Origin of the sequence: Bacillus sp. 275 (genome assembly GCF_001999205.1) — a bacterium.
GTDB classification, from domain to species: Bacteria; Bacillota; Bacilli; order Bacillales; family Bacillaceae; genus Bacillus; species Bacillus velezensis.
On the sequence record NZ_CP019626.1, the window covers coordinates 2,924,898 to 2,944,935 of the forward strand.

Below are 20,038 nucleotides of genomic sequence, written 5' to 3' on the forward strand. Positions count from 1 at the left end.
CGGAAAGGGGAGCCTTTTTGTATGCTGAGAACATCTTACGCCGGGTTTCTGCTGAACCCCGTCGCTTTATGAATAGACCTGTAAACGGCAGGCGCGATTGATGCCAATAACAGTGCTAAAACGATATCTTTTATGAAAAACCATATCATGTAAAACCAGGCCATTCCGTAGCTGATCGGAGCATGAAGCCATAATTTCAGCGCAATATACGTATAGGTCGTGCCAATGATATAAATGACGGCGGTACCGATCAAAGAGGCCCATGCATAATGCAGGCGGCCGGGTTTTTTTGTTTTTTCCAGCAGCCATCCGGCTGCAAATGCCGCCGGGATATAAGCGAGAATAAATCCGCCGCTCTTTCCGATAAACGGCGCAAAGCCTGCTGAGAATTGAGCGAAAACAGGCGCCCCCGCGAGTCCGGCCAATGCGTATACCGTCATTGCAATGGCTGCCCGTCTGGCGCCGAGAAGCATCGCGGCTAACAGACAAAAGAAAGGCTGCAGCGATAACGGAATTCCCGCAACTTGCAAAAAAGGAGCCATTGATGTAATGTTGGCGCCGACGGCCATCAGTGCGGCAAACATGCCGATAAGCGCCATATCGCCCGCGCGAAGGTTGCGTTGTTTCATTTGTTTTTCCCCCTTACACTTGTACCAGATTAGCGTAATCGAAGGGTGATTGATTGTCAACAAAGATTTAACACAGGTTTACTAAATGGAGGGAGCCATATGTTTTTCGGGAAAACGAAACAAACAAAACAGTCGGAACGGATTCCGCCAAATCAAAATGTCACAACGAAGTTTCCCGTGCTTCACGCCGGAAATGTTCCTTATTATGAAGATATGTCAAAATGGAATCTGCAAGTGTACGGACTTGTTGACCGTCCTATGCTGTTAAGCTTTGAAGATATCAAATCCTTTCCTGAAGCCGAAGTGAAAAATGATATTCATTGCGTTACGGGCTGGTCCCGTCTTGATAATATCTGGCAGGGAATACGCGCCAAAGACATCGCTGAGAAAGCGGGCGTGCACAAAGAAGCGGGATTCGTCATTCTGCACGCTGAAGAGGGCTGGACGGCCAACCTGCCGCTTTCTGATTTTGCGCGGGAAACATCCCTGCTGGCATATGCGCATAACGGCGAGCCGTTAACGCCAGAGCACGGCTATCCGCTCAGAGGCGTTTTCCCCCATCTTTATTTTTGGAAAAGCGCAAAATGGCTGCGCGGCATTCAGTTCACAAAGGAAAACCACCCCGGCTTTTGGGAGAAAAACGGCTACCATATGAGGGGAGATCCATGGAAGAATGAGCGCTTTACATGGGATTAAGCCCCTATCACTATATAGTTCTTAGGTACCTTATTGAAATAAGGTGCTTTTTTTATATCAAAAATCCATTGACTTTGTTTGGCAAAAAACCTATTATTTGAGGTGTCTTTTGATATTGAAAATCATTATCAATAAGCATAGATAAAGCAATTGCCGCAAAGGGGATGAACACATAATGGACGGAAAACAAATAAAGCGGGGTTTCGCGCCGGCCGGCCGATACGCGGTTCCGGGCACAGAAGTAAGAGAAATGCGCTCAAAAGGAGGCCGTATGTATCGTATCTTTGTCTCTTTTCCTCAGGAAGAACCGCCTGCATCCGGCTTCCCCGTCATATACCTGCTCGATGCGAATTCCGTATTCGGCACAATGGCCGAAGCTTTGCGGGTGCAAAGCCGACGGCCTGAAAAAACAGGCGTTGTTCCGGCGGTGATTGTCGGAATCGGCTACCCGACAGATCAGCCGTTTTCCGCCGAACGTCACAGTGATTTTACGATGCCGCTTTCTGAATCAGAACTGCCGGTGCATCCGCGCGGCGCGGCATGGCCCGAACAGGGAGGGGCGGAAGCGTTTCTGAGTTTTATAGAAGAAGAAGTAAAGCCCGCGATGGAGCGGGATTATCCGATCGACAGAGGCAGGCAGACGATTTTCGGCCATTCGCTGGGCGGTCTTTTTGTGCTGCAAGTGCTTTTGATGAGGCCGGACATGTTCCAGACCTATGTTGCCGGGAGTCCGTCAATTCACTGGAACAAGCGTTTTATTCAGGAAAAAGCGGAACGTTTGTCAGACCGGCTCTCTGCGGAAAATCTTCAAGTCAGCGTATTGCTGGCTGCGGGAGAAATTGAAAAAACACATAAAAGCAGAATCCCGCAGCACGCAGAGGCGCTGTACTCTTTATTATCCGGATTTGAAGATGATGGAGTCCGTGCTGAATACAGCGAGTTTGAAGGAGAGGGCCATATTTCTGTCCTGCCCGTTTTAATCAGCAGGGCCCTGCGTTTCTGCCTGAATCCGGGAGGACCGCATACCCCGTATTCTCCCGCATGAGAAAAAACAGGCCCTTCGAACTAAATGCGGCTGATTCTAATTTTCTAATTGACTGCGTGTTTTGATTTGGATATGATTGTCTTGAATCATAATTGATAATGATAATCATTATCAATATAGAAAGGGAATGATAATATGGACGCATTGGGAATGAAAGGGAAAACGGCCGTTGTCACCGGCGCCGCTCAAGGCATCGGAGAAGCAACAGCGCTTGCCCTTGCTGAACAAGGCGTAAATGTGGCAGCTATAGATACAAATGAAGACTTGCTTCTCGGGCTTACTGACAGACTTCGGCAAAAAGGCGTGCAGGCGCAGGGGTTTGCCGCAGATGTATCTGACAGTGCGGCTGTCAATGATATCATCGCCGCCGTTGAACGCGACATGGGGCCTATTGAAATATTGGCGAACGTTGCGGGCGTGCTGCGGCCGGGTCCGGTGCAATCCCTCAGTGATGAAGATTGGGATCAAACATTTTCTGTTAATACGACCGGCGTATTTCATGTGTCGCGGGCTGTAAGCCGGTACATGATTGAGCGTCAAAAAGGCGCCATCGTTACGGTCGGTTCGAATGCAGCCGGCGTTCCGCGTGCTTCCATGGCGGCTTATGCGGCGTCAAAAGCGGCTGCCGTTATGTTTACGAAATGCCTCGGACTGGAGCTTGCGGCCCATCATATCCGCTGCAACATCGTATCTCCGGGTTCAACGGAAACCGACATGCAGCGGGCGCTGTGGCAGGACGAGAACGGAGCCCGGGACGTCATCAGAGGTTCGCTTGATACATATAAAACGGGAATTCCGCTTCAAAAGCTGGCGAAGCCTTCTGATATTGCAAATGCCGTTTTGTTTCTGGCTTCTGAACAGGCAAACCATATTACGATGCATGATTTATGCGTTGATGGCGGCGCTACTTTAGGCGTTTGATGTAACGAGAAGGAGGGACAAACATGACAAATCAATATTTATTGGCGGAAGTGTCTGCAAAAGAGGTGCTGGATGCTTACAAGCCCGGGGCGTTCTTTTTAGCTTCCCCGAAAAGTACGATACTTGCGGAAGGAATGTTTGCGGAAGTGCCTGATACAGACGCGGAAAGTCAGCTGGATTCACTGCCTGAACGCGTGAGACAGACGCTTCTTGAGGCAAAGCAAGCCGGCATCAAACATCCGATTGCGGCCGGCGCCATTCCTTTTGACGGCAGAAAAGCTTCCCGGCTTTTTGTACCGAAGAATGTCCATACGGCAGGCCCGCTTTCGTTTGCGGAATCTTCCGCAGAAAAGCCGCAATCCAATACATATGACATCCGTCCCGTTCCGGAGCCTGAGGGCTTTATGAGCGGTGTGGAACAAGGCGTATTCAGCATTACGGACGGTCCGCTCAGCAAAATCGTGCTGTCAAGGACGCTTCATCTGACCGCTGAAAAGGATATCGACATTCCACAGGCCGTCAAGCATTTGGCGCAGCACAACCCGCGCGGCTATACATTCGCTGCGGATGTGACGGGAACGTCAGAAACAAGAAAAACGCTTTTCGGCGCAAGTCCTGAACTGCTGCTGTCCAAAAACGGAACATCGATTCTGTCCAATCCGCTGGCAGGTTCCAGACCTCGCAGCACAGACCCCGCCGAGGATCAGAGAAGAGCGGAAGAACTGCTGCAATCAGCAAAAGATCTGCATGAACATGCCGTAGTCGTGGCCGCCGTGGCCGCCGCCCTTAAACCGTTCTGCCGTGTGCTTGATGTGCCGGAAAAACCGTCACTCATTAAAACTGAGGCGATGTGGCACCTGTCCACCGAGGTAAAGGGAGAGCTGCGTGATCCGTCAACGACATCACTTGAGCTGGCCATCGCCCTGCATCCGACGCCCGCGGTATGCGGAACACCGACAGATGTGGCGAGAGAAGCGATTCAGGATATTGAGCCGTTTGACCGCAATTTCTACACGGGAATGGCGGGCTGGTGTGATGCTGAGGGTGACGGAGAATGGATTATCGCACTCCGCTGCGCCGAAGCGGAAACAAGGTCTCTCCGGCTCTTTGCGGGTGCCGGGATTGTCGCCGGATCAAAGCCGCAGGATGAACTGGACGAGACCTCGGCCAAATTCCGCACCATGCTCCGGGCGATGGGGCTTTACCAAGATGAGTTGTAAAAAAGGAGGGAATGGATCGTGCTGACTGGATTTACGCCATGGCCGGAAGAATGGGCTGACAAATACCGAAAAGACGGCTGCTGGAAGGGTGAGACGTTCGGAGGAATGCTGAAAGAGCGTGCGGCTTTATACGGAAATCAAACTGCCGTGACGTGTAAAGATGTACATTGGACCTACAAAGAATTAGATGAAAGGGCAGATCGTTTAGCGGCGGGGCTGCATAAGCTTGGAATTCAAAAGGAAGACCGCGTTGTCGTTCAGCTGCCGAATATCGCTGAGTTTTTTGAAGTGATTTTCGCGCTGTTCCGGCTGGGAGCGCTGCCCGTTTTCGCGCTGCCTTCTCATAGAAGCAGTGAGATTACGTATTTCTGCGAGTTTGCAGAGGCGAAAGCATACATCATTCCTGATATGCATTCAGGTTTTGATTACAGGGCGCTTGCCAGACAGGTGAAAGACAAACTTCCGGATTTGGCGCATGTCATTGTGGCCGGCGAAGCTGAAGAGTTTCAAGAACTGAGCAGCCTGCATAGAGAGCCTGTTCAACTGGAAGATATAAGCCCGGCGGAAGTCGCCTTTTTACAGCTTTCAGGAGGCAGTACGGGGCTGTCCAAGCTGATTCCGCGAACACACGACGATTACATATACAGTTTGCGCATCAGTGCGGAAATATGCGGCTTGGATCAACACAGCGTTTATTTGGCCGCTCTGCCGACAGCGCATAATTATCCGCTCAGCTCGCCGGGTGTGCTGGGAACTTTATATGCCGGGGGCCGGGTCGTTCTGTCACCGACGCCGAGTCCGGATGACTGCTTCTCGTTAATTGAAAAAGAACGTGTCACGATTACAGCGCTCGTCCCGCCGCTTGCGATGGTGTGGATGGACGCATCCGGTTCGCGAAGTGATGATTTATCAAGCCTTCAAGTGCTGCAGGTGGGAGGCGCCAAATTCAGCGCTGAGGCGGCCCGCCGCGTGAAGAGCGCTTTCGGATGCACCCTTCAGCAGGTTTTCGGAATGGCGGAAGGATTGGTGAATTATACGAGACTGGATGATCCTGAAGAGATCATTGTCAATACGCAAGGCAGACCGATGTCACCTTTTGATGAGGTAAGGGTTTTAGACGATGACGGGCGGGATGTCGCCCCCGGTGAAGCGGGACATTTGTTTACACGCGGCCCTTACACGATTCGCGGATATTATAAAGCGCCTGAACATAATGAAAGATCATTCACAGCCGACGGATTTTATCAGACCGGCGATATCGTCAAACTGACGGCGGACGGCTATATCATCGTCGAAGGACGTGCGAAAGATCAAATCAATCGGGGCGGTGAAAAAATAGCCGCTGAGGAGGTGGAAAATCACCTTCTTGCGCATCCTGCCGTTCATGATGCCGCCATGGTCTCAATGCCGGATGATTTTCTCGGGGAGCGTTCCTGTGTGTTCGTCATCCCGAAAGGAGAAGCGCCGAAACCGGGAGAGCTGAAAGCATTTTTGCGTGAGCGCGGACTGGCGGCATATAAAATCCCCGACCGGATTGAATTTATCGCTTCTTTTCCGAAAACCGGCGTCGGCAAGGTCAGTAAAAAGGATCTTCGCGAAACGATCGCCCAAAAAGTAAAGCCGGCTGAAATCAAACAATCTTAAAAAAGGAAGTGTTTACATTGGCTATACCGTCTATTCCCGCATATGCGCTGCCGACAGCGTCAGATATGCCTGAAAATAAAGTATCGTGGACGCTGAATCCGAAACGCGCGGTGCTTCTGATCCATGACATGCAGAATTATTTCGTCGATGCTTTTGCGAAAGGTGAAGCTCCGATCACGGAGGCGGCTGAGAATATCAAAAAAATAAAAGAGCAATGCAAAGCACTCGGCATTCCGGTGGTGTATACCGCGCAGCCGGGCAGCCAAGACCCGGCGGACCGTGCGCTGCTGACGGATTTTTGGGGGCCGGGGCTAAAAAGCGGGCCTTATGAAGAAAAGGTCATTCCGGAGCTTGCACCGGATGATCAGGACATTGTCCTCACAAAGTGGAGATACAGCGCGTTTAAACGGACGAATCTCCTTGAGATCATGCGTGAAAGCGGCAGAGACCAGCTCATGATTACGGGAATTTATGCACACATCGGCTGTCTCGTCACAGCCTGTGAAGCATTTATGGATGATATCCAAAGCTTCTTTATCGGAGACGCCGTTGCTGATTTTTCTTCAGAAAAACATAAGATGGCCATCGAATATGCGTCTCAGCGCTGCGCTTATACGGCTTTGACAAACGAAGTGCTGGAGCTGCTGGGCGGCGCGCCGGTTTCTGAAGGAGAAGAGAAGACTTCCGCCGTATTGACAAAAGACCGGGTGCGTGAACAAATTGCGGCGATTCTTCAAGAATCACCGTCTGATATTCCGGATCATGAAGACCTGCTGGACAGAGGTCTTGACTCCGTCAGAATCATGAGCCTTGTCGAACAATGGCGCCGTGACGGAGCTGAAGTGACGTTTGTGGAACTGGCGGAGAACCCGACGCTGGAAGAGTGGTGGAGACTTCTTTCTTCCCGATCTCAAAAAGTCTTGCCGAACGCAGATTATTTATAAAGGGAGAGAATAGAATGCATGATACACAACAGCTGCCTCTGACAGGCGCACAGGCCGGTATCTGGTTTGCGCAGCAGCTTGATCCTGATAATCCGATTTACAATACAGGCGAGTACGTTGAGATAAACGGCGCGATCGATGTGAACATATTTAAAACCGCTCTCGAACGCGTGCTGACGGAAGCCGCGTCATTACACGCCCGCTTCGAAGAGGGAGCAGACGGGCCGAAGCAGATCATCAATCCTCCATTTGAAGCTGCGATCGATGTCATAGATGTGAGTTCAGAAGCTGATCCGAAGCAGGCCGCACTCAGACTCATGCAGACAGATTTGGCTGAGCCCGTTGATATGGCGACCGGGCCTTTGTTCCGCGACATTTTATTTCAGGCGGGACCGGAACGCTTTTTCTGGTATCAGCGCATTCACCACATTGCGATAGACGGCTACGGTTTTTCACTGCTGGCACGGCGTACGGCGCAAATGTACACCGCAATACGGGAGGGACGTCCGGATAACGGGCGCTCCTTCGGTTCTTTGGAGGAGCTGGTAAAAGAAGAACAAGAGTACCGTGCGTCTGATCAATTCCTGAAAGATCGGGAATTTTGGATGGAGAAATTTGCGGATGAACCTGATGTCGTCAGTTTGGCAGAAAGAGCGCCGCGAACCTCAACACGTTTTCGGAGAAGCACGGCTTATCTTTCTGAAACGGCTTTACAGCATGTAAAAGCGATTCCGAACTGGCATGAAGCCGTCACGGCCGCAGCGGCGGTATATGTCCATCGGATGACAAACGCAGGGGATATCGTGCTCGGTTTACCGATGATGGGGCGGATCGGCTCAATTTCACTGAATATTCCGAGTATGGTCATGAATCTTCTGCCTTTACGGCTTTCTCTCCGCCCGGATATGAATTTTCATGAGGCCGTCAGCCAAGTGGCAAAAGAAATCCGAAACATCCGGCGCCATCAGAAATACCGCCATGAAGACATGCGCCGCGACCTTAAATTGCTCGGAGAAAATCGCAGGCTGTTCGGCCCGCAAGTCAATGTGATGCCGTTTGACTACGCGCTTGATTTCGCCGGAGCGCGGGGGACCGTTCATAATTTATCAGCAGGGCCCGTTGATGATTTGTCAATTAACGTTTACGACAGAGCGGACGGAAGCGGAATGCGTGTGGACTTTGATGCGAATCCGGAAGTGTACAGCGCCGAAGATATTGAAAACCATCAAAAACGATTCCTGCTTCTGTTGGAATCCGCTGTGAAAGACCAGACACAAAAAATCGGCACACTCAACCTTCTGCTTGAAAGTGAACGTCTCCGCGTACTGGAAAGCTGGAATGACACGCGCAAGGCCGAGAAGCAGAAAAGTCTGCCGGAGCTGTTTTACGAACAGGCCGTAAAAACACCGGACCGGCCGGCAATCATCACCGAAAACGAAGAGCTCAGCTATGCCGAATTGAACAAGCGCGCGAACCAGCTTGCCGGCATGCTAAAGGAAAAGGGGCTCGGACCGGAACAATTTGCCGCTTTGCTGCTTCCGCGGTCACAGGAGTTGGCCGTGAGCATGCTGGCCGTTTTGAAAACGGGAGCCGCATACCTGCCGCTTGATCCTGATTTTCCTTCTGAGCGGATCACATACATGCTCAAAGATGCACAGCCTGCATGCCTGATTACAACGATGGAATTATCCGGCCGCATGCCGGAAGACAGTGATGTAAAAAGGATCATTCTCGATGACCCGGATACGGTAAAAACCGTTGCCGCTCATAATGCTGACTGTCCCGCTCAGGCGGAATGTTCGCCTTTGCACCCCGCTTATATCATCTATACATCGGGTTCAACGGGCAAACCGAAAGGCGTAGTCGTCACATTAAAAAGCGTAAGCAATTTCCTCTTATCCATGCGGGAAATGTTCCCCCTCAGCGAACAAGACCGCCTGCTTGCCGTTACGACTGCGGCGTTTGATATTTCCGGACTTGAGCTCTTCCTTCCGCTCATCAGCGGGGCGGGGTGCGTCATCGCACGTAAAGAGACGATTCAGGAACCGCGGGCGCTTGCGCACATGATTCACTCATACGGTATTTCAATCATGCAGGCAACGCCGACATTGTGGCATTCATTAGTCACCAATGAACCGGATTCTCTCCGGGCGCTGCAGGTGCTTGTCGGAGGTGAGGCGCTTCCGAACGCGCTTATGCATGCTCTGCTTGAATCAGGCTGTACGGTGACGAATCTGTACGGGCCGACTGAAACAACAATCTGGTCGGCCGCACAGCCGCTTGCAAAAGGCCATACAGGGGCGCCTCCGATCGGAAAGCCGATTTGGAACACGCGGGTATATGTGCTGGACGCCGCATTGCAGCCCGTCCCGCCGGGAATCGCGGGCGAGCTTTATATCGCGGGCGAGGGGCTTGCCAGAGGTTATTATAACCGTCCTGATTTAACAGCGGAAAGATTCATTGCCGATCCGTACGGGTCCGCGGGCGCGAGGATGTACCGGACGGGAGATCTCGTGCGCTGGCGTGAGGACGGCTCGCTTGATTATATCAGCAGAGCCGATCACCAAATTAAAATCCGCGGGTTCCGGATAGAATTAGGAGAAATTGAGTCAGTGCTGTCGAAATATCCGGGTATTTCGCAGGCCGCCGTCATTGTCCGTGAAGACCAGCCCGGAGATAAGCGGCTGGTGGCTTATGCTGTCGCGGATCAGCCCCTTGATATCGGCGGACTTCGTGAATATATGGACGAAAGCCTGCCGGATTATATGGTGCCGGGCGCGTTTGTACAGCTGGAAGAATTGCCGCTGACACCGAATAAGAAGCTCGATCGCAGCGCTCTGCCTGCACCTGATTTTTCCGCTGTCCTGTCTGACAGAGGGCCGCGGACGCCGCAGGAAGAAATATTATGCGATCTGTTTGCCGAGGTTCTCGGTCTTGCACGGGTCGGGATTGATGACGGGTTCTTTGAATTGGGCGGACATTCGCTCTTAGCCGGACGCCTGATGAGCCGGGTCCGGGAGACGATGGGCGCAGAGCTTGGCATCGGCCGTCTGTTTGATACGCCGACCGTTGCCGGGCTCGCCGCACAGCTTGATACCGCAAAGAGTGCGCGGCCTAAGCTCAAGCCGTTTGACCGGCCGGAGCATATCCCGCTGTCATTTGCGCAGCTGCGTCTATGGTTTCTCTACTGTCTTGAAGGGCCAAGCCCGACTTACAACATTCCGGTGATTGTCCGCATGTCAGGCAAGCTTGACCAATCAGCGCTGAAACACGCCTTTTACGATGTTGTCAGCCGTCATGAAAGCCTGCGCACCGTTTTTCCGGAAAATAAGGGATCATCTCATCAGCTCATTTTATCTGCTGAAGAAGCCCGCCCTGTGTTTACAGTGACACGTGCAGACAAAAACGAGCTCCAAGACATGCTTGCCGCTGCGGCACGATATCGGTTTGATCTCGCTAAAGAGCCGGCCGTCCGAGCCGAGCTGTTTGATCTTGGTGACGGCGAGTATACGCTGATGATTCTCCTGCATCACATCGCAGGTGACGGCTGGTCCTTGAATCCGCTCATGCGTGACTTATCCATAGCCTATATCGCCCGGCAAACAGGTGAAAAAGCAGAATGGGCGCCGCTGGCGGTTCAATATGCGGATTATGCGCTTTGGCAGCAGCAGCTTTTAGGCAGCGCGTCTGATTCTGAGAGCTTAATTGCGCGCCAGCTGGATTTCTGGAAGAAAACGCTTGAAAATGTACCGGATCAGCTGGAGCTGCCGTCTGATTTTCCGCGTCCCGCTGAATCAAGCTACAGGGGCGGCGTCATTCGGGTCAACATCGGCCAAGAGCTTCATGCCCGTCTTCTCTCACTTGCCAGAAATCAGCGCGTAAGCCTGTTTATGGTGCTTCAATCAGGGCTTTCCGCGTTACTGACCCGGCTCGGTGCAGGGACCGATATTCCGATCGGCAGTCCGATAGCCGGCCGCAGTGATGACGCATTGGGAGACCTTGTGGGTATGTTCATTAATACACTCGTACTGAGAACCGATACCTCTGGCGATCCGAGCTTTTGTGAGCTCCTTGAAAGGGTCAGGGAAATGAATCTCGCAGCATATGAACATCAGGACGTGCCGTTTGAACGTCTCGTGGAAGAATTGAATCCGGTTCGTTCCCGGTCAAGACATCCGCTGTTCCAAGTGATGCTCGCATTCCAAAATACGCCTGACCCTGTACTCAGTCTTCCTGATATGGAAACAAGCCTGCAAATCAGCAGTGTCGGATCGTCCAAATTTGATTTGACGCTGGAATTGGCTGAACAGCGCCATGACGACGGCACGCCTGCCGGTATTGAAGGCCTGCTGGAGTTCAGTACGGACTTATTTAGAAAAGAAACGGCTGAAGCACTTGCCGGACGCCTGCTTCTTCTGCTCGAAGATGCCGCATCACATCCGGAAAAACCGATCGGAAGCTTAACCATTCTTTCTGATGAAGAGCGCCGGAAGCTTTTGCCGGTTAAACGGGCAAAACAGCATATTCAGCCTCGGCAGACACTGCCTGAACTGTTTGAAATACAAGCCGCCGCAAAATCGGATGAAACGGCGGCAGTTTTTGAAGAGAGCGGACTCACTTATAAAGAGCTGAATGAAAGAGCCAATCAGCTCGCGCACATGATGATTGCCCGCGGCGTCGGCCCGGAGCAGTTTGTCGCACTGGCGCTGCCGCGTTCTTTAGATATGATTGTCGGGCTGTTAGCCGTCCTGAAGACGGGGGCAGCGTATCTGCCGCTTGATCCTGATTATCCCGCGGACCGCATTGCTTTTATGTTACATGATGCCAAGCCCGTATTTATGCTTACCAACCGTGAAGGCGCAAGTAAGCTCTCTATCGAAAGCGGCATGCCGGCCTTCATCTTGGATGACCCGCAGAATAAAGAAACACTTCGGCAATATGCCGTCACGAACCCTGCGGACGCTGAGCGGATTCGGCCGCTGTCACCGCTTCACCCGGCCTACGTCATTTACACGTCGGGATCAACAGGTGTGCCGAAAGGTGTCATCATTCCGCACAGCAATGTTATCCGGCTGTTTGAGTCGACGCGGCATTGGTATCACTTTCATTCTGATGATGTATGGACGATGTTTCACTCCTACGCTTTCGATTTCTCTGTCTGGGAAATGTGGGGGCCGCTGCTTCACGGCGGACGTCTCGTCGTCGTGCCGCATGACATCAGCAGATCGCCGGAAGCGTTTTTACATCTCCTCGTGAAAGAGCGGGTAACCGTGCTTAACCAAACGCCGTCAGCGTTTTACCAGCTGATGCATGCGGAAAAAGAACACAAAGAGCTGGGGCGTCAGCTCGCACTCAGATATATCATCTTCGGCGGCGAGGCGCTTGAGCTGAGCCGGCTTGAGGATTGGTACAGCCGCCACGCAGACAATCAGCCGGTGCTCGTGAATATGTACGGCATTACGGAAACGACGGTGCACGTCAGTTACCTTGAATTAGACAAAAACATTGCCGAACTGAGAGCAAACAGCCTCATCGGCTGCGGCATTCCTGATCTGAACGTATATGTGCTTGATGACCGGCTGGAGCCTGTGCCCCCGGGCATCACGGGCGAAATGTATGTGGCCGGAGGAGGCGTGGCACGCGGTTACTTAGGACGGCAAAGCCTGACCGCCGAACGCTTTGTGGCTGATCCGTACGGCCCGCCGGGAACGAGAATGTACCGGACGGGGGATTTAGCCCGTGTGCGGACGGACGGTTCTCTTGATTATATGGGCAGGGCGGACCACCAGATTAAAATCCGCGGCTTCCGGATTGAATTGGGAGAAATCGAAGCGGTTCTCGTCAAACATCCGGATATCGAGGATGCCGCCGTAGTCGTCCGTGAAGACCGGCCGGGAGATAAACGGCTGGCCGCCTACCTTGTCCGATCTGCCGGCAGCACCTTGGACACGGGAAACATGCGCCGGTTTGCCGAAGAAAGCCTGCCGGATTACATGGTTCCGTCAGCTTTTGTCCAAATGAATGAACTGCCGCTGACACCGAATGGAAAGCTTGACCGAAAAGCGCTCCCTGCGCCTGACTTCCAAACGGAGGTCACCGGCCGGGGGCCGAGAACGCCGCAGGAAGAAATGCTGTGTGAGCTGTTCGCAGAGGTGCTTCACCTGCCGCGTGTCGGTATTGATGACAGATTCTTTGATTTAGGCGGCCATTCTTTGCTTGCGGTTCATTTAATGAGCCGTATTCGGGAAGCGATGGGAGCCGAGCTGAGTATCGGAACATTATTTGAAGCTCCTACGGTGGCAAGTCTTGCTGAAAGACTTGAGTCAGGAACGGGCGCAAGCGCGCTTGATGTTCTTCTTCCGCTCAGAACGGCAGGAGAAGAAACACCGTTGTTCTGTGTCCATCCGGCCGGCGGTCTCAGCTGGTGTTATGCCGGGCTGATGTCTTCTTTAGAGGCTGATTATCCGATATACGGCTTACAGGCGAGAGGCATCGGAAAAAAAGAATCGCTTCCGCAAAGCCTAGATGACATGGCGGCGGATTATATTGAAAAAATCCGTACCGTGCAGCCGAAAGGGCCGTACCGTCTGCTCGGCTGGTCTCTCGGAGGGAATGTCATTCAGGCCATGGCGACACAATTACAGAGCCGGGGTGAAGAGGTTTCGCTTTTGGTGATGCTTGACGCGTATCCGAATCATTTTCTGCCGATAAAAAATGCGCCTGATGACGAGGAAGCCGTCATCGCGCTGCTCGCCCTGGGAGGGTACGACCCGGACAGCCTCGGGGATCAGCCGCTTGATTTTGACACCGCGCTGACCATTCTCCGCCGTGAGGGAAGCGCATTAGCCAGCCTGGACGAGTCAGTGATGATGAATCTGAAAGACACGTACATTAATTCTGTCGGGCTGTTAGGAACATACAAGCCGAAGCCGTTCCACGGAGATGTGCTGTTCTTCAGATCCACAATTATTCCGGAGTGGTTTGACCCGATTGAGCCGGATACTTGGAAACCGTATATTACGGGGGAAATCGAGCGGTATGACTTAGACTGCCGCCATAAAGATATGTGCCAGCCGGGCCCGCTTGCCGACATCGGCGCGATTCTGGCAGAGAAATTAAACGGACGGCGTACAGTCCGGTAAAGAAAGGAAAGAGATGATATGACAAATCCATTTGAACGGGAAGACGGCTCATACCATGTGCTCGTCAATGCTGAAGGCCAGTACTCACTGTGGCCGGCCTATCTGGATGTGCCGGACGGCTGGGAAACCCGCCTCACGAATGAAACCCGCCCCGTTTGTCTCGAATATATTGAAACAAACTGGCGTGATATGAGGCCGGAAAGCCTGAAACAGGCCGAAGCCGCTAAAATGTAATAAGAAAAGCCTGCCGTTATTTCGGCAGGCTTTTTATGCGGACATCAGCCGTTAAGCTGTGTATGATCACAAAATGTATAAGGGTTGCCTTCTTCATTCGTGCACCATGACTGAGACAGAAAAGCCAAAAAGACCGCGGCCCACTGGTCTGCAAACTGGATTAAAATACCGCCGTCGTGCCACGTTCCGTTATCCTTCTTCCAGCGTGTATCAATTGGGTTTCCCTGATTCATATGAATATTATGCATGCCGTTTGTCGGCTTGAACCCGAAAATCTTATCAGCGCCCGGCTCCGGCCCGAATTTAGAGCCGTAAATATAGACGGTGGCTTTTTCTGATTTCGCTTTTTGCATGTACGTCTCAATAAAGTCATTTAAGTCATTATCCGGACCGGTGACTTCATGCGGGAGGGGCACCATGTTCCGGGGATCAAATAATCCGCCGCGGACATAATCCAGCGCCAGCTCACGGCTGGTTTCATCAATTGGGGTATATCCATACGGAATGTTGGGCAGCAGGGTGATCGCGCTTGCGTCAAAATGATCGCGTGCCGCATACAGAACCTCTGATTCTTTTGAACTTGACATGACATTGATCGCACAGCGATAGCGCGTATCAGGCTCGCCTAGCACCTCGACTTGAAAATGTGGAGAATCATCATCTGTTTCCCTTTTCATATCTGACACAGTGCCTTTTAATACACCATAGTGCTGAACAGCCATATGAATCCTCCTTTTTCTTCCGGGATAAGAATTGATATTCGAGACAGGGGGCCTTTTTTCCTTTTATGAGAAAGAAAAAAGGACAGCCCGCTGATCAGGCTGTCCTCTTCATATCTATTAAGCTTTTGCAGCCGAACCTTGCATTGCTTTTTCAGCAGGCACGTAGTCATAGCCTAAGTCTTTGGCTACCGCTTCATACGTGACATGTCCGTTAGCCGTATTTAAGCCCGCTTTAAGCGCAGGGCTGTCTGCAATGGCCTGTGCCGCGCCTTTATTGGCGATTTGAAGCGCGTAAGGAACGGTTACATTCGTTAATGCGAGCGTAGACGTACGCGGTACGGCGCCCGGCATATTGGCGACAGCGTAGTGAACGACGCCGTGTTTTTCGTAAGTCGGATTATCGTGGGTTGTAATATGATCAACGGTTTCCACAATGCCGCCCTGATCGATGGCAACATCAACAATGACGGAACCCGGTTTCATTTGTTTAACCATTTCTTCCGTAACGAGAGTCGGCGCTTTGGCTCCCGGGATGAGCACGGCGCAGATCAGAAGATCCGCTTCCGCGACGGAATCTGCAATATTTACAGGGTTTGACATCAATGTTTTAATCTGATGCCCGAAAATATCATCAAGCTGACGCAGGCGGTCTGCGTTCAAATCGATCATTGTCACATCGGCACCGAGTCCGACAGCCATTTTCGCGGCATTTGTTCCGACGCCGCCCCCTCCGATGATCGTGACTTTTCCGCGGGATACACCCGGTACGCCGGCTAATAAAATTCCTTTTCCGCCCTTTGGTTTTTCAAGAAACTGAGCCCCGATTTGCGCGGCCATTCTGCCGGCCACTTCGGACATCGGCGTAAGCAGCGGAAGGGAACGTCCGTCCGTTACCGTTTCGTACGCGATAGCTGTCACGCCTTTTTCTGTAAGCGCTTTAGCTAATTCCGGCTCTGCAGCTAAATGAAGGTAAGTGAATAAGACCAGACCTTGACGGAAATACGCATACTCTTCAGCCAGCGGTTCTTTTACCTTCATGACCATTTCCGCATCCCATACTTGCTTTCTGTCCTCCAGAATTTCCGCCCCTGCTGATACATAATCTTCATTTGTAAAGCCGCTTCCGAGTCCCGCTCCGGATTCCACAAGAACCCGATGGCCGTTTCCGATAAGCTGTGAAACGCCTCCAGGTGTTAATGCCACTCGATTTTCATTGTTTTTGATTTCCTTTGGAACCCCGATAATCATGTCTGTTTCCCCCAATGTTTGTGTGATGCTTCAAGTGTAGCGCGATTTTTGCGAAAATTCTTTGTTTGAAACAGAAAATAAAAAAACACGGATTTGTGAAATTTCACGAACCCATGCTGCGAAGTTTGATATCAAGGTAAATCGTAAACTTTTCATTCACATTTTTTAAGTCGATTTCTGCGATCTGGCTGATTCTTTTCAGCCTGTAATTCAATGTATTGACATGGATGTTAAGCGCTTTAGCGGCGGTGTTGACATTGCTGTCGGCATCAATAAAATGTTCGAGCGTTTTTACCATATCGGCTTGGTGCTCCCTGTCATACTGCTCAAGCTTTGACAGGGAATAGTTCATATAGCCGCTGTGCTTGCGTTTTTCATCCAACACATCCAGGTACTGATAAATGCCGAGTTCCGAAAAGCTGAAAAGGTGTTTGGTTTCTCTCACAAACCGCTCTTTCGCTTTTAATACGGAAAGCGCTTCCTGATAGGAGCGGTAAACATAAGAAATCGATTCGTAAATACCGCCGACCGCAATCGACGCATCCTCAATTTTATATCGTTCCTTCAGCTGTTTTTGAATATGAAGGGCGAAGTGCTTTACATCTTTAAAAGGCTGATCGGTTTTCGGCGCGGCTAATAAGATTAATTCATTTGAATCAACAGTCGCCAGCATGACATGAATCTGCTGTGTCGTTTCCTGCAAATATTGCAGCTGCTGTTCCGTCTTTTCAGTCAGCTCATCATGTAAACGGATGATCATGACGCTGAACACGGACGGCAGCGCCATTCCGAGCTTATGAAACCCTTCGGCCATTTCGGCTTCCTGATAAATATGGCCGGTCAGCATTTTCCAAAAAAACTCCTGGCCCCGCTCTTCGATTTTCGTTTTGCGGATCTGCAGGTGCAAAAGCTTGTTCCGCACCGCTTTGGCTGCCAGCTGAAGTGTCTTCAGATCTTCGTCATTGAGCTTTTTTTTGATCTCAAGCGCCCAAATAAATCCGAGAACCTGACTGTTTTTCCAGATGGAAATCGCCACGCGGTTGCTCAGGCCCACCTCGTCAATTTCTTTCACTTTGATCGGCTGGTCCGTTTTTAAAAGGGCCGGAATGGTTCCGTCTTTCCAGAGTTTGTTGATGACTTTTTCCGGCACCCTCCGCCCGATAATCGTCGACGTCCGGGCCGGATCTGTACAATCGCTGTGCGTGCTGTATGCAAGCAGTTTATGATTAACGTCTTCTATTGTAATGGGGCATTGAAGAACTTCACTGATATGGTCGGCAACATCTTCAAGCCTGTCGAAACTGTACTTAAATGGATCCTTTGGATTGGTCATCTGTATCCCTACTTTTTCATAGCTTCATATCTTGATCTTACCATCTTGCTTTTCAGACTGAAAGGCATCTTTGCAGGGAAATAGACTAGGACAATAAGATCATTCGATGAAAACGAAAATAATAAGAAAATCATACTACTACATTTACAAAATGTGTAAATATACCGAAAAATCCAATATATCATAAGACTCATTTTGTAAAATTAAAACAGATTTGTTTGACTGTGCCGAATGGTTGTTTTTATAATAATGACGTTCAAAAAATAAGTGAATTAGCCCATATTTAGGCTGATGACACAGGAGGGTATAAGGAATATGTCTGGATTAATTCGTGTCACACCCGAAGAGCTAAGAGCGATGGCTAAGCAATATGGCGTTGAAAGTCAGGAAGTCATGAATCAGGTTGACCGCCTGAACCGCATGATTTCTGATTTGAAAGGCATGTGGGAAGGTGCTTCAAGTGAAGCCTTTGCAGATCAATATGAGCAGCTGAAACCTTCATTTATTAAAATGTCTGAATTGCTTCAAGATGTGAATCATCAGCTCGATCAAACGGCAAATACGCTTGAGTCTACTGACCAAGATATCGCTAACCAAATTCGCGGATAATAAGATGAATGAAGAAACGGAGCGCCTGATTCAATCAAGAAGACGGCGCTCTTTCTATGTAAGGGTGATATGAATATGTATATCGATATTACAATAGATTTAACACATTATAACGGCAGCGTCTTCGATCTCAGATTGTCAGATTACCATTCTGTGAAAAAAGTCATTGATATTGCCCGGCAGGCTCAGCATGTATCCGTTCCGCCGCGTGAAGGCTATTGGATCAGAGTGGTCAATAAAGAAGCGGTTTTTTCCGGAGAACAAAAGCTATCTGACTGCGGCATTACGAACGGAGACCGCCTTGAAATTTTATGAAAGGACATGGTGGAATGACAGGTCATAACAGATCTTATTTAGAAACAGAATTAGACGCCGTCCGAGAAGAAACCGAATCAGGCTTCACGTTCACCTTCCAGCGGGAAAAAATCAAGCTTCTTGACGGGCTGGAAGCAAACGTGATTAAAGATGCTGATCCTTTTTTTCAAAAAGAGGTCTCAGTTTCAGAAGACGAAGTAACCATCACAATCAAACCTCCTTCTTCTTATCAGGCTTTCCGCTATATAAAAGGAAAAGATAAAAAAAGCAGGTGGCAATTTGCCTACCGTCTCGTCCAAGCCGTGAAACAGCATAAGCTGAAACGTCTCAATCTGATTGCCGCCCCTGAAAATATCGTGTTTGATAAAGCGCTGACGCCTTACTTTCTTCATTACGGCGTAAAGGAGAGCCTTCCGCCTTATGAGGAAGATAGAGAAAGGGTGTTAAAAGAGCTCAAAGCCTGTGCGGCGCTTGCAGCTGACGGGGCGTACACCTTCGATGAATATTTGAAGTACAAGGAGACGCTTCACTTCTCTCCTGAGGTGAAAAGCGTGCTAGAGGCGGAGACGATTGAAGAACTGGAAGAAACCATTCAAACCGCAATTGATTCCCTCGAAGAAAGGGACAAGACATACATAAAACTGCCGAAAAAGAAATGGAAAATCCAAAGATACGCCGGTCTGGCGCTTGCCGTCCTCCTTGTGCCGACACTTCTTTACTCCTTATACGTTCTGTTTTTCGCCCAGCCAAAGCAAGAGGCAATTACGGAAAGCAACCGCTATTTTTTAAATCAGCAGTACAGCAAAGTCATTGACACACTCGCCAAATACGATGCGGAAAGCCTCCCGGAATCTGTGCAGTACGAGCTTGCTTCTTCTTATGTGGCAGTTGAAAATCTGAGGGAAGAGCAGCGGAAAAACATCGGGAATCTGGTCACGCTGCAATCAGACCCGAAGCATTTCCTTTATTGGATTGATATCGGCAGAGGGGAAAATGAAGAAGCCATCAAAATCGGCCGCAATCTTGAGTACAACCCGTACATCTGGCTCGGACTTACAAAATATAAACAGCAATTATTAGCGGATGACAGTATGAAAGACGACGAAAAGCAGAAAGAACTGGACGCCGTGGAAAGCGAGCTTGCGAAGGCGAAAAAAGAGGCGGAGGAGCAGCATAAAGAAGCGGAGGAAAACGGTGACACCGCCGAAGCTTCCGCCGGACAGGATGAAAGCAAACAAGACAAAGCGAAAGATAACAAAGAGAACGACAAGAAAGATGAGAAAAAAGATGAAAAAAAATAACAGCACACATCAAATGGCCGCAGGTAACGATCAGG

General features: G+C 50.5%; 15 protein-coding genes. 11 read left to right on the forward strand and 4 right to left on the reverse strand.

The annotated features are described in order from the left end of the window. Positions 1-35 precede the first annotated feature (35 nt). Positions 36-629 (reverse strand): biotin transporter BioY, encoded by a 594-nt coding sequence (locus tag BZ167_RS14305; RefSeq protein ID WP_007408702.1) that lies wholly within the window; start codon positions 627-629, stop codon positions 36-38. A gap of 99 nt (positions 630-728) precedes the next feature. Here BZ167_RS14305 and BZ167_RS14310 point away from each other — a divergent pair, with 99 nt between their 5' ends. The 8 genes from BZ167_RS14310 to BZ167_RS14345 all read left to right on the forward strand — a co-directional run bounded on the left by BZ167_RS14310 (position 729) and on the right by BZ167_RS14345 (position 14,475). Next, the gene (locus tag BZ167_RS14310) at positions 729-1,325 is read left to right on the forward strand and encodes a sulfite oxidase-like oxidoreductase (RefSeq protein ID WP_007408701.1); all 597 of its coding nucleotides are present in this window, start codon (positions 729-731) and stop codon (positions 1,323-1,325) included. Between the two features lie 175 nt (positions 1,326-1,500). Beyond that, entirely contained in the window at positions 1,501-2,370 is an 870-nt protein-coding gene (locus BZ167_RS14315) for an alpha/beta hydrolase (protein WP_020956282.1), read from the forward strand. A 135-nt stretch (positions 2,371-2,505) separates the two neighbouring features. Further along, entirely contained in the window at positions 2,506-3,291 is a 786-nt protein-coding gene (locus BZ167_RS14320; RefSeq protein ID WP_043020747.1) for a 2,3-dihydro-2,3-dihydroxybenzoate dehydrogenase, read from the forward strand. 23 nt (positions 3,292-3,314) lie between these two features. Next, positions 3,315-4,511 carry an isochorismate synthase DhbC gene (gene dhbC, locus BZ167_RS14325; RefSeq protein WP_060675433.1) on the forward strand — a complete coding sequence of 399 codons (1,197 nt, stop codon included), beginning with the start codon at positions 3,315-3,317 and terminating at the stop codon, positions 4,509-4,511. A gap of 18 nt (positions 4,512-4,529) precedes the next feature. After that, positions 4,530-6,155, forward strand: a complete 1,626-nt coding sequence (locus BZ167_RS14330; protein WP_060675432.1) for a (2,3-dihydroxybenzoyl)adenylate synthase — start codon at positions 4,530-4,532, stop codon at positions 6,153-6,155. A gap of 17 nt (positions 6,156-6,172) precedes the next feature. After that, positions 6,173-7,099 (forward strand): isochorismatase, encoded by a 927-nt coding sequence (locus BZ167_RS14335; protein WP_033574909.1) that lies wholly within the window; start codon positions 6,173-6,175, stop codon positions 7,097-7,099. Between the two features lie 14 nt (positions 7,100-7,113). Further along, positions 7,114-14,241, forward strand: a complete 7,128-nt coding sequence (locus BZ167_RS14340) for an amino acid adenylation domain-containing protein (protein WP_077392121.1) — start codon at positions 7,114-7,116, stop codon at positions 14,239-14,241. 18 nt (positions 14,242-14,259) lie between these two features. Then, positions 14,260-14,475 (forward strand): MbtH family protein, encoded by a 216-nt coding sequence (locus tag BZ167_RS14345; RefSeq protein WP_007408694.1) that lies wholly within the window; start codon positions 14,260-14,262, stop codon positions 14,473-14,475. 44 nt (positions 14,476-14,519) lie between these two features. On the opposite strand, the gene BZ167_RS14350 is transcribed toward BZ167_RS14345, so the two are convergent. From BZ167_RS14350 to BZ167_RS14360, 3 genes are all read right to left on the reverse strand, one after another. Further along, entirely contained in the window at positions 14,520-15,197 is a 678-nt protein-coding gene (locus BZ167_RS14350) for a YukJ family protein (RefSeq protein ID WP_061860835.1), read from the reverse strand. Positions 15,198-15,314: 117 nt separating this feature from the next. Next, on the reverse strand, positions 15,315-16,445 hold the full coding sequence (ald, locus tag BZ167_RS14355; protein WP_003152011.1) for an alanine dehydrogenase: 1,131 nt from the start codon (positions 16,443-16,445) through the stop codon (positions 15,315-15,317). Between the two features lie 103 nt (positions 16,446-16,548). Next, complete coding sequence (locus BZ167_RS14360; protein WP_007408691.1) at positions 16,549-17,778, reverse strand: sporulation transcriptional activator AdeR; 1,230 nt, start codon at positions 17,776-17,778, stop codon at positions 16,549-16,551. A gap of 315 nt (positions 17,779-18,093) precedes the next feature. Here BZ167_RS14360 and BZ167_RS14365 point away from each other — a divergent pair, with 315 nt between their 5' ends. From BZ167_RS14365 to essB, 3 genes are all read left to right on the forward strand, one after another. Continuing rightward, positions 18,094-18,387 (forward strand): WXG100 family type VII secretion target, encoded by a 294-nt coding sequence (locus BZ167_RS14365; RefSeq protein ID WP_003152013.1) that lies wholly within the window; start codon positions 18,094-18,096, stop codon positions 18,385-18,387. 75 nt (positions 18,388-18,462) lie between these two features. Then, positions 18,463-18,702 carry an ESX secretion system protein YukD gene (locus tag BZ167_RS14370; protein ID WP_007408690.1) on the forward strand — a complete coding sequence of 80 codons (240 nt, stop codon included), beginning with the start codon at positions 18,463-18,465 and terminating at the stop codon, positions 18,700-18,702. A 14-nt stretch (positions 18,703-18,716) separates the two neighbouring features. After that, positions 18,717-20,003, forward strand: coding sequence for a type VII secretion protein EssB (gene essB / locus BZ167_RS14375; RefSeq protein WP_039063744.1), 1,287 nt, complete (start codon positions 18,717-18,719; stop codon positions 20,001-20,003). Positions 20,004-20,038: the final 35 nt, after the last annotated feature.

Coding starts and splice junctions, on each gene's coding strand:
- BZ167_RS14320 (WP_043020747.1), top strand. CDS start 2,506: ATGGACGCATTGGGAATGAAAGGGAAAACGGCCGTTGTCACCGGCGCC.
- BZ167_RS14345 (WP_007408694.1), top strand. CDS start 14,260: ATGACAAATCCATTTGAACGGGAAGACGGCTCATACCATGTGCTCGTC.
- BZ167_RS14370 (WP_007408690.1), top strand. CDS start 18,463: ATGTATATCGATATTACAATAGATTTAACACATTATAACGGCAGCGTC.
- ald (WP_003152011.1), bottom strand. CDS start 16,445: ATGATTATCGGGGTTCCAAAGGAAATCAAAAACAATGAAAATCGAGTG.
- dhbC (WP_060675433.1), top strand. CDS start 3,315: ATGACAAATCAATATTTATTGGCGGAAGTGTCTGCAAAAGAGGTGCTG.
- BZ167_RS14350 (WP_061860835.1), bottom strand. CDS start 15,197: ATGGCTGTTCAGCACTATGGTGTATTAAAAGGCACTGTGTCAGATATG.
- BZ167_RS14360 (WP_007408691.1), bottom strand. CDS start 17,778: ATGACCAATCCAAAGGATCCATTTAAGTACAGTTTCGACAGGCTTGAA.
- BZ167_RS14365 (WP_003152013.1), top strand. CDS start 18,094: ATGTCTGGATTAATTCGTGTCACACCCGAAGAGCTAAGAGCGATGGCT.
- BZ167_RS14305 (WP_007408702.1), bottom strand. CDS start 629: ATGAAACAACGCAACCTTCGCGCGGGCGATATGGCGCTTATCGGCATG.
- essB (WP_039063744.1), top strand. CDS start 18,717: ATGACAGGTCATAACAGATCTTATTTAGAAACAGAATTAGACGCCGTC.
- BZ167_RS14340 (WP_077392121.1), top strand. CDS start 7,114: ATGCATGATACACAACAGCTGCCTCTGACAGGCGCACAGGCCGGTATC.
- BZ167_RS14315 (WP_020956282.1), top strand. CDS start 1,501: ATGGACGGAAAACAAATAAAGCGGGGTTTCGCGCCGGCCGGCCGATAC.
- BZ167_RS14310 (WP_007408701.1), top strand. CDS start 729: ATGTTTTTCGGGAAAACGAAACAAACAAAACAGTCGGAACGGATTCCG.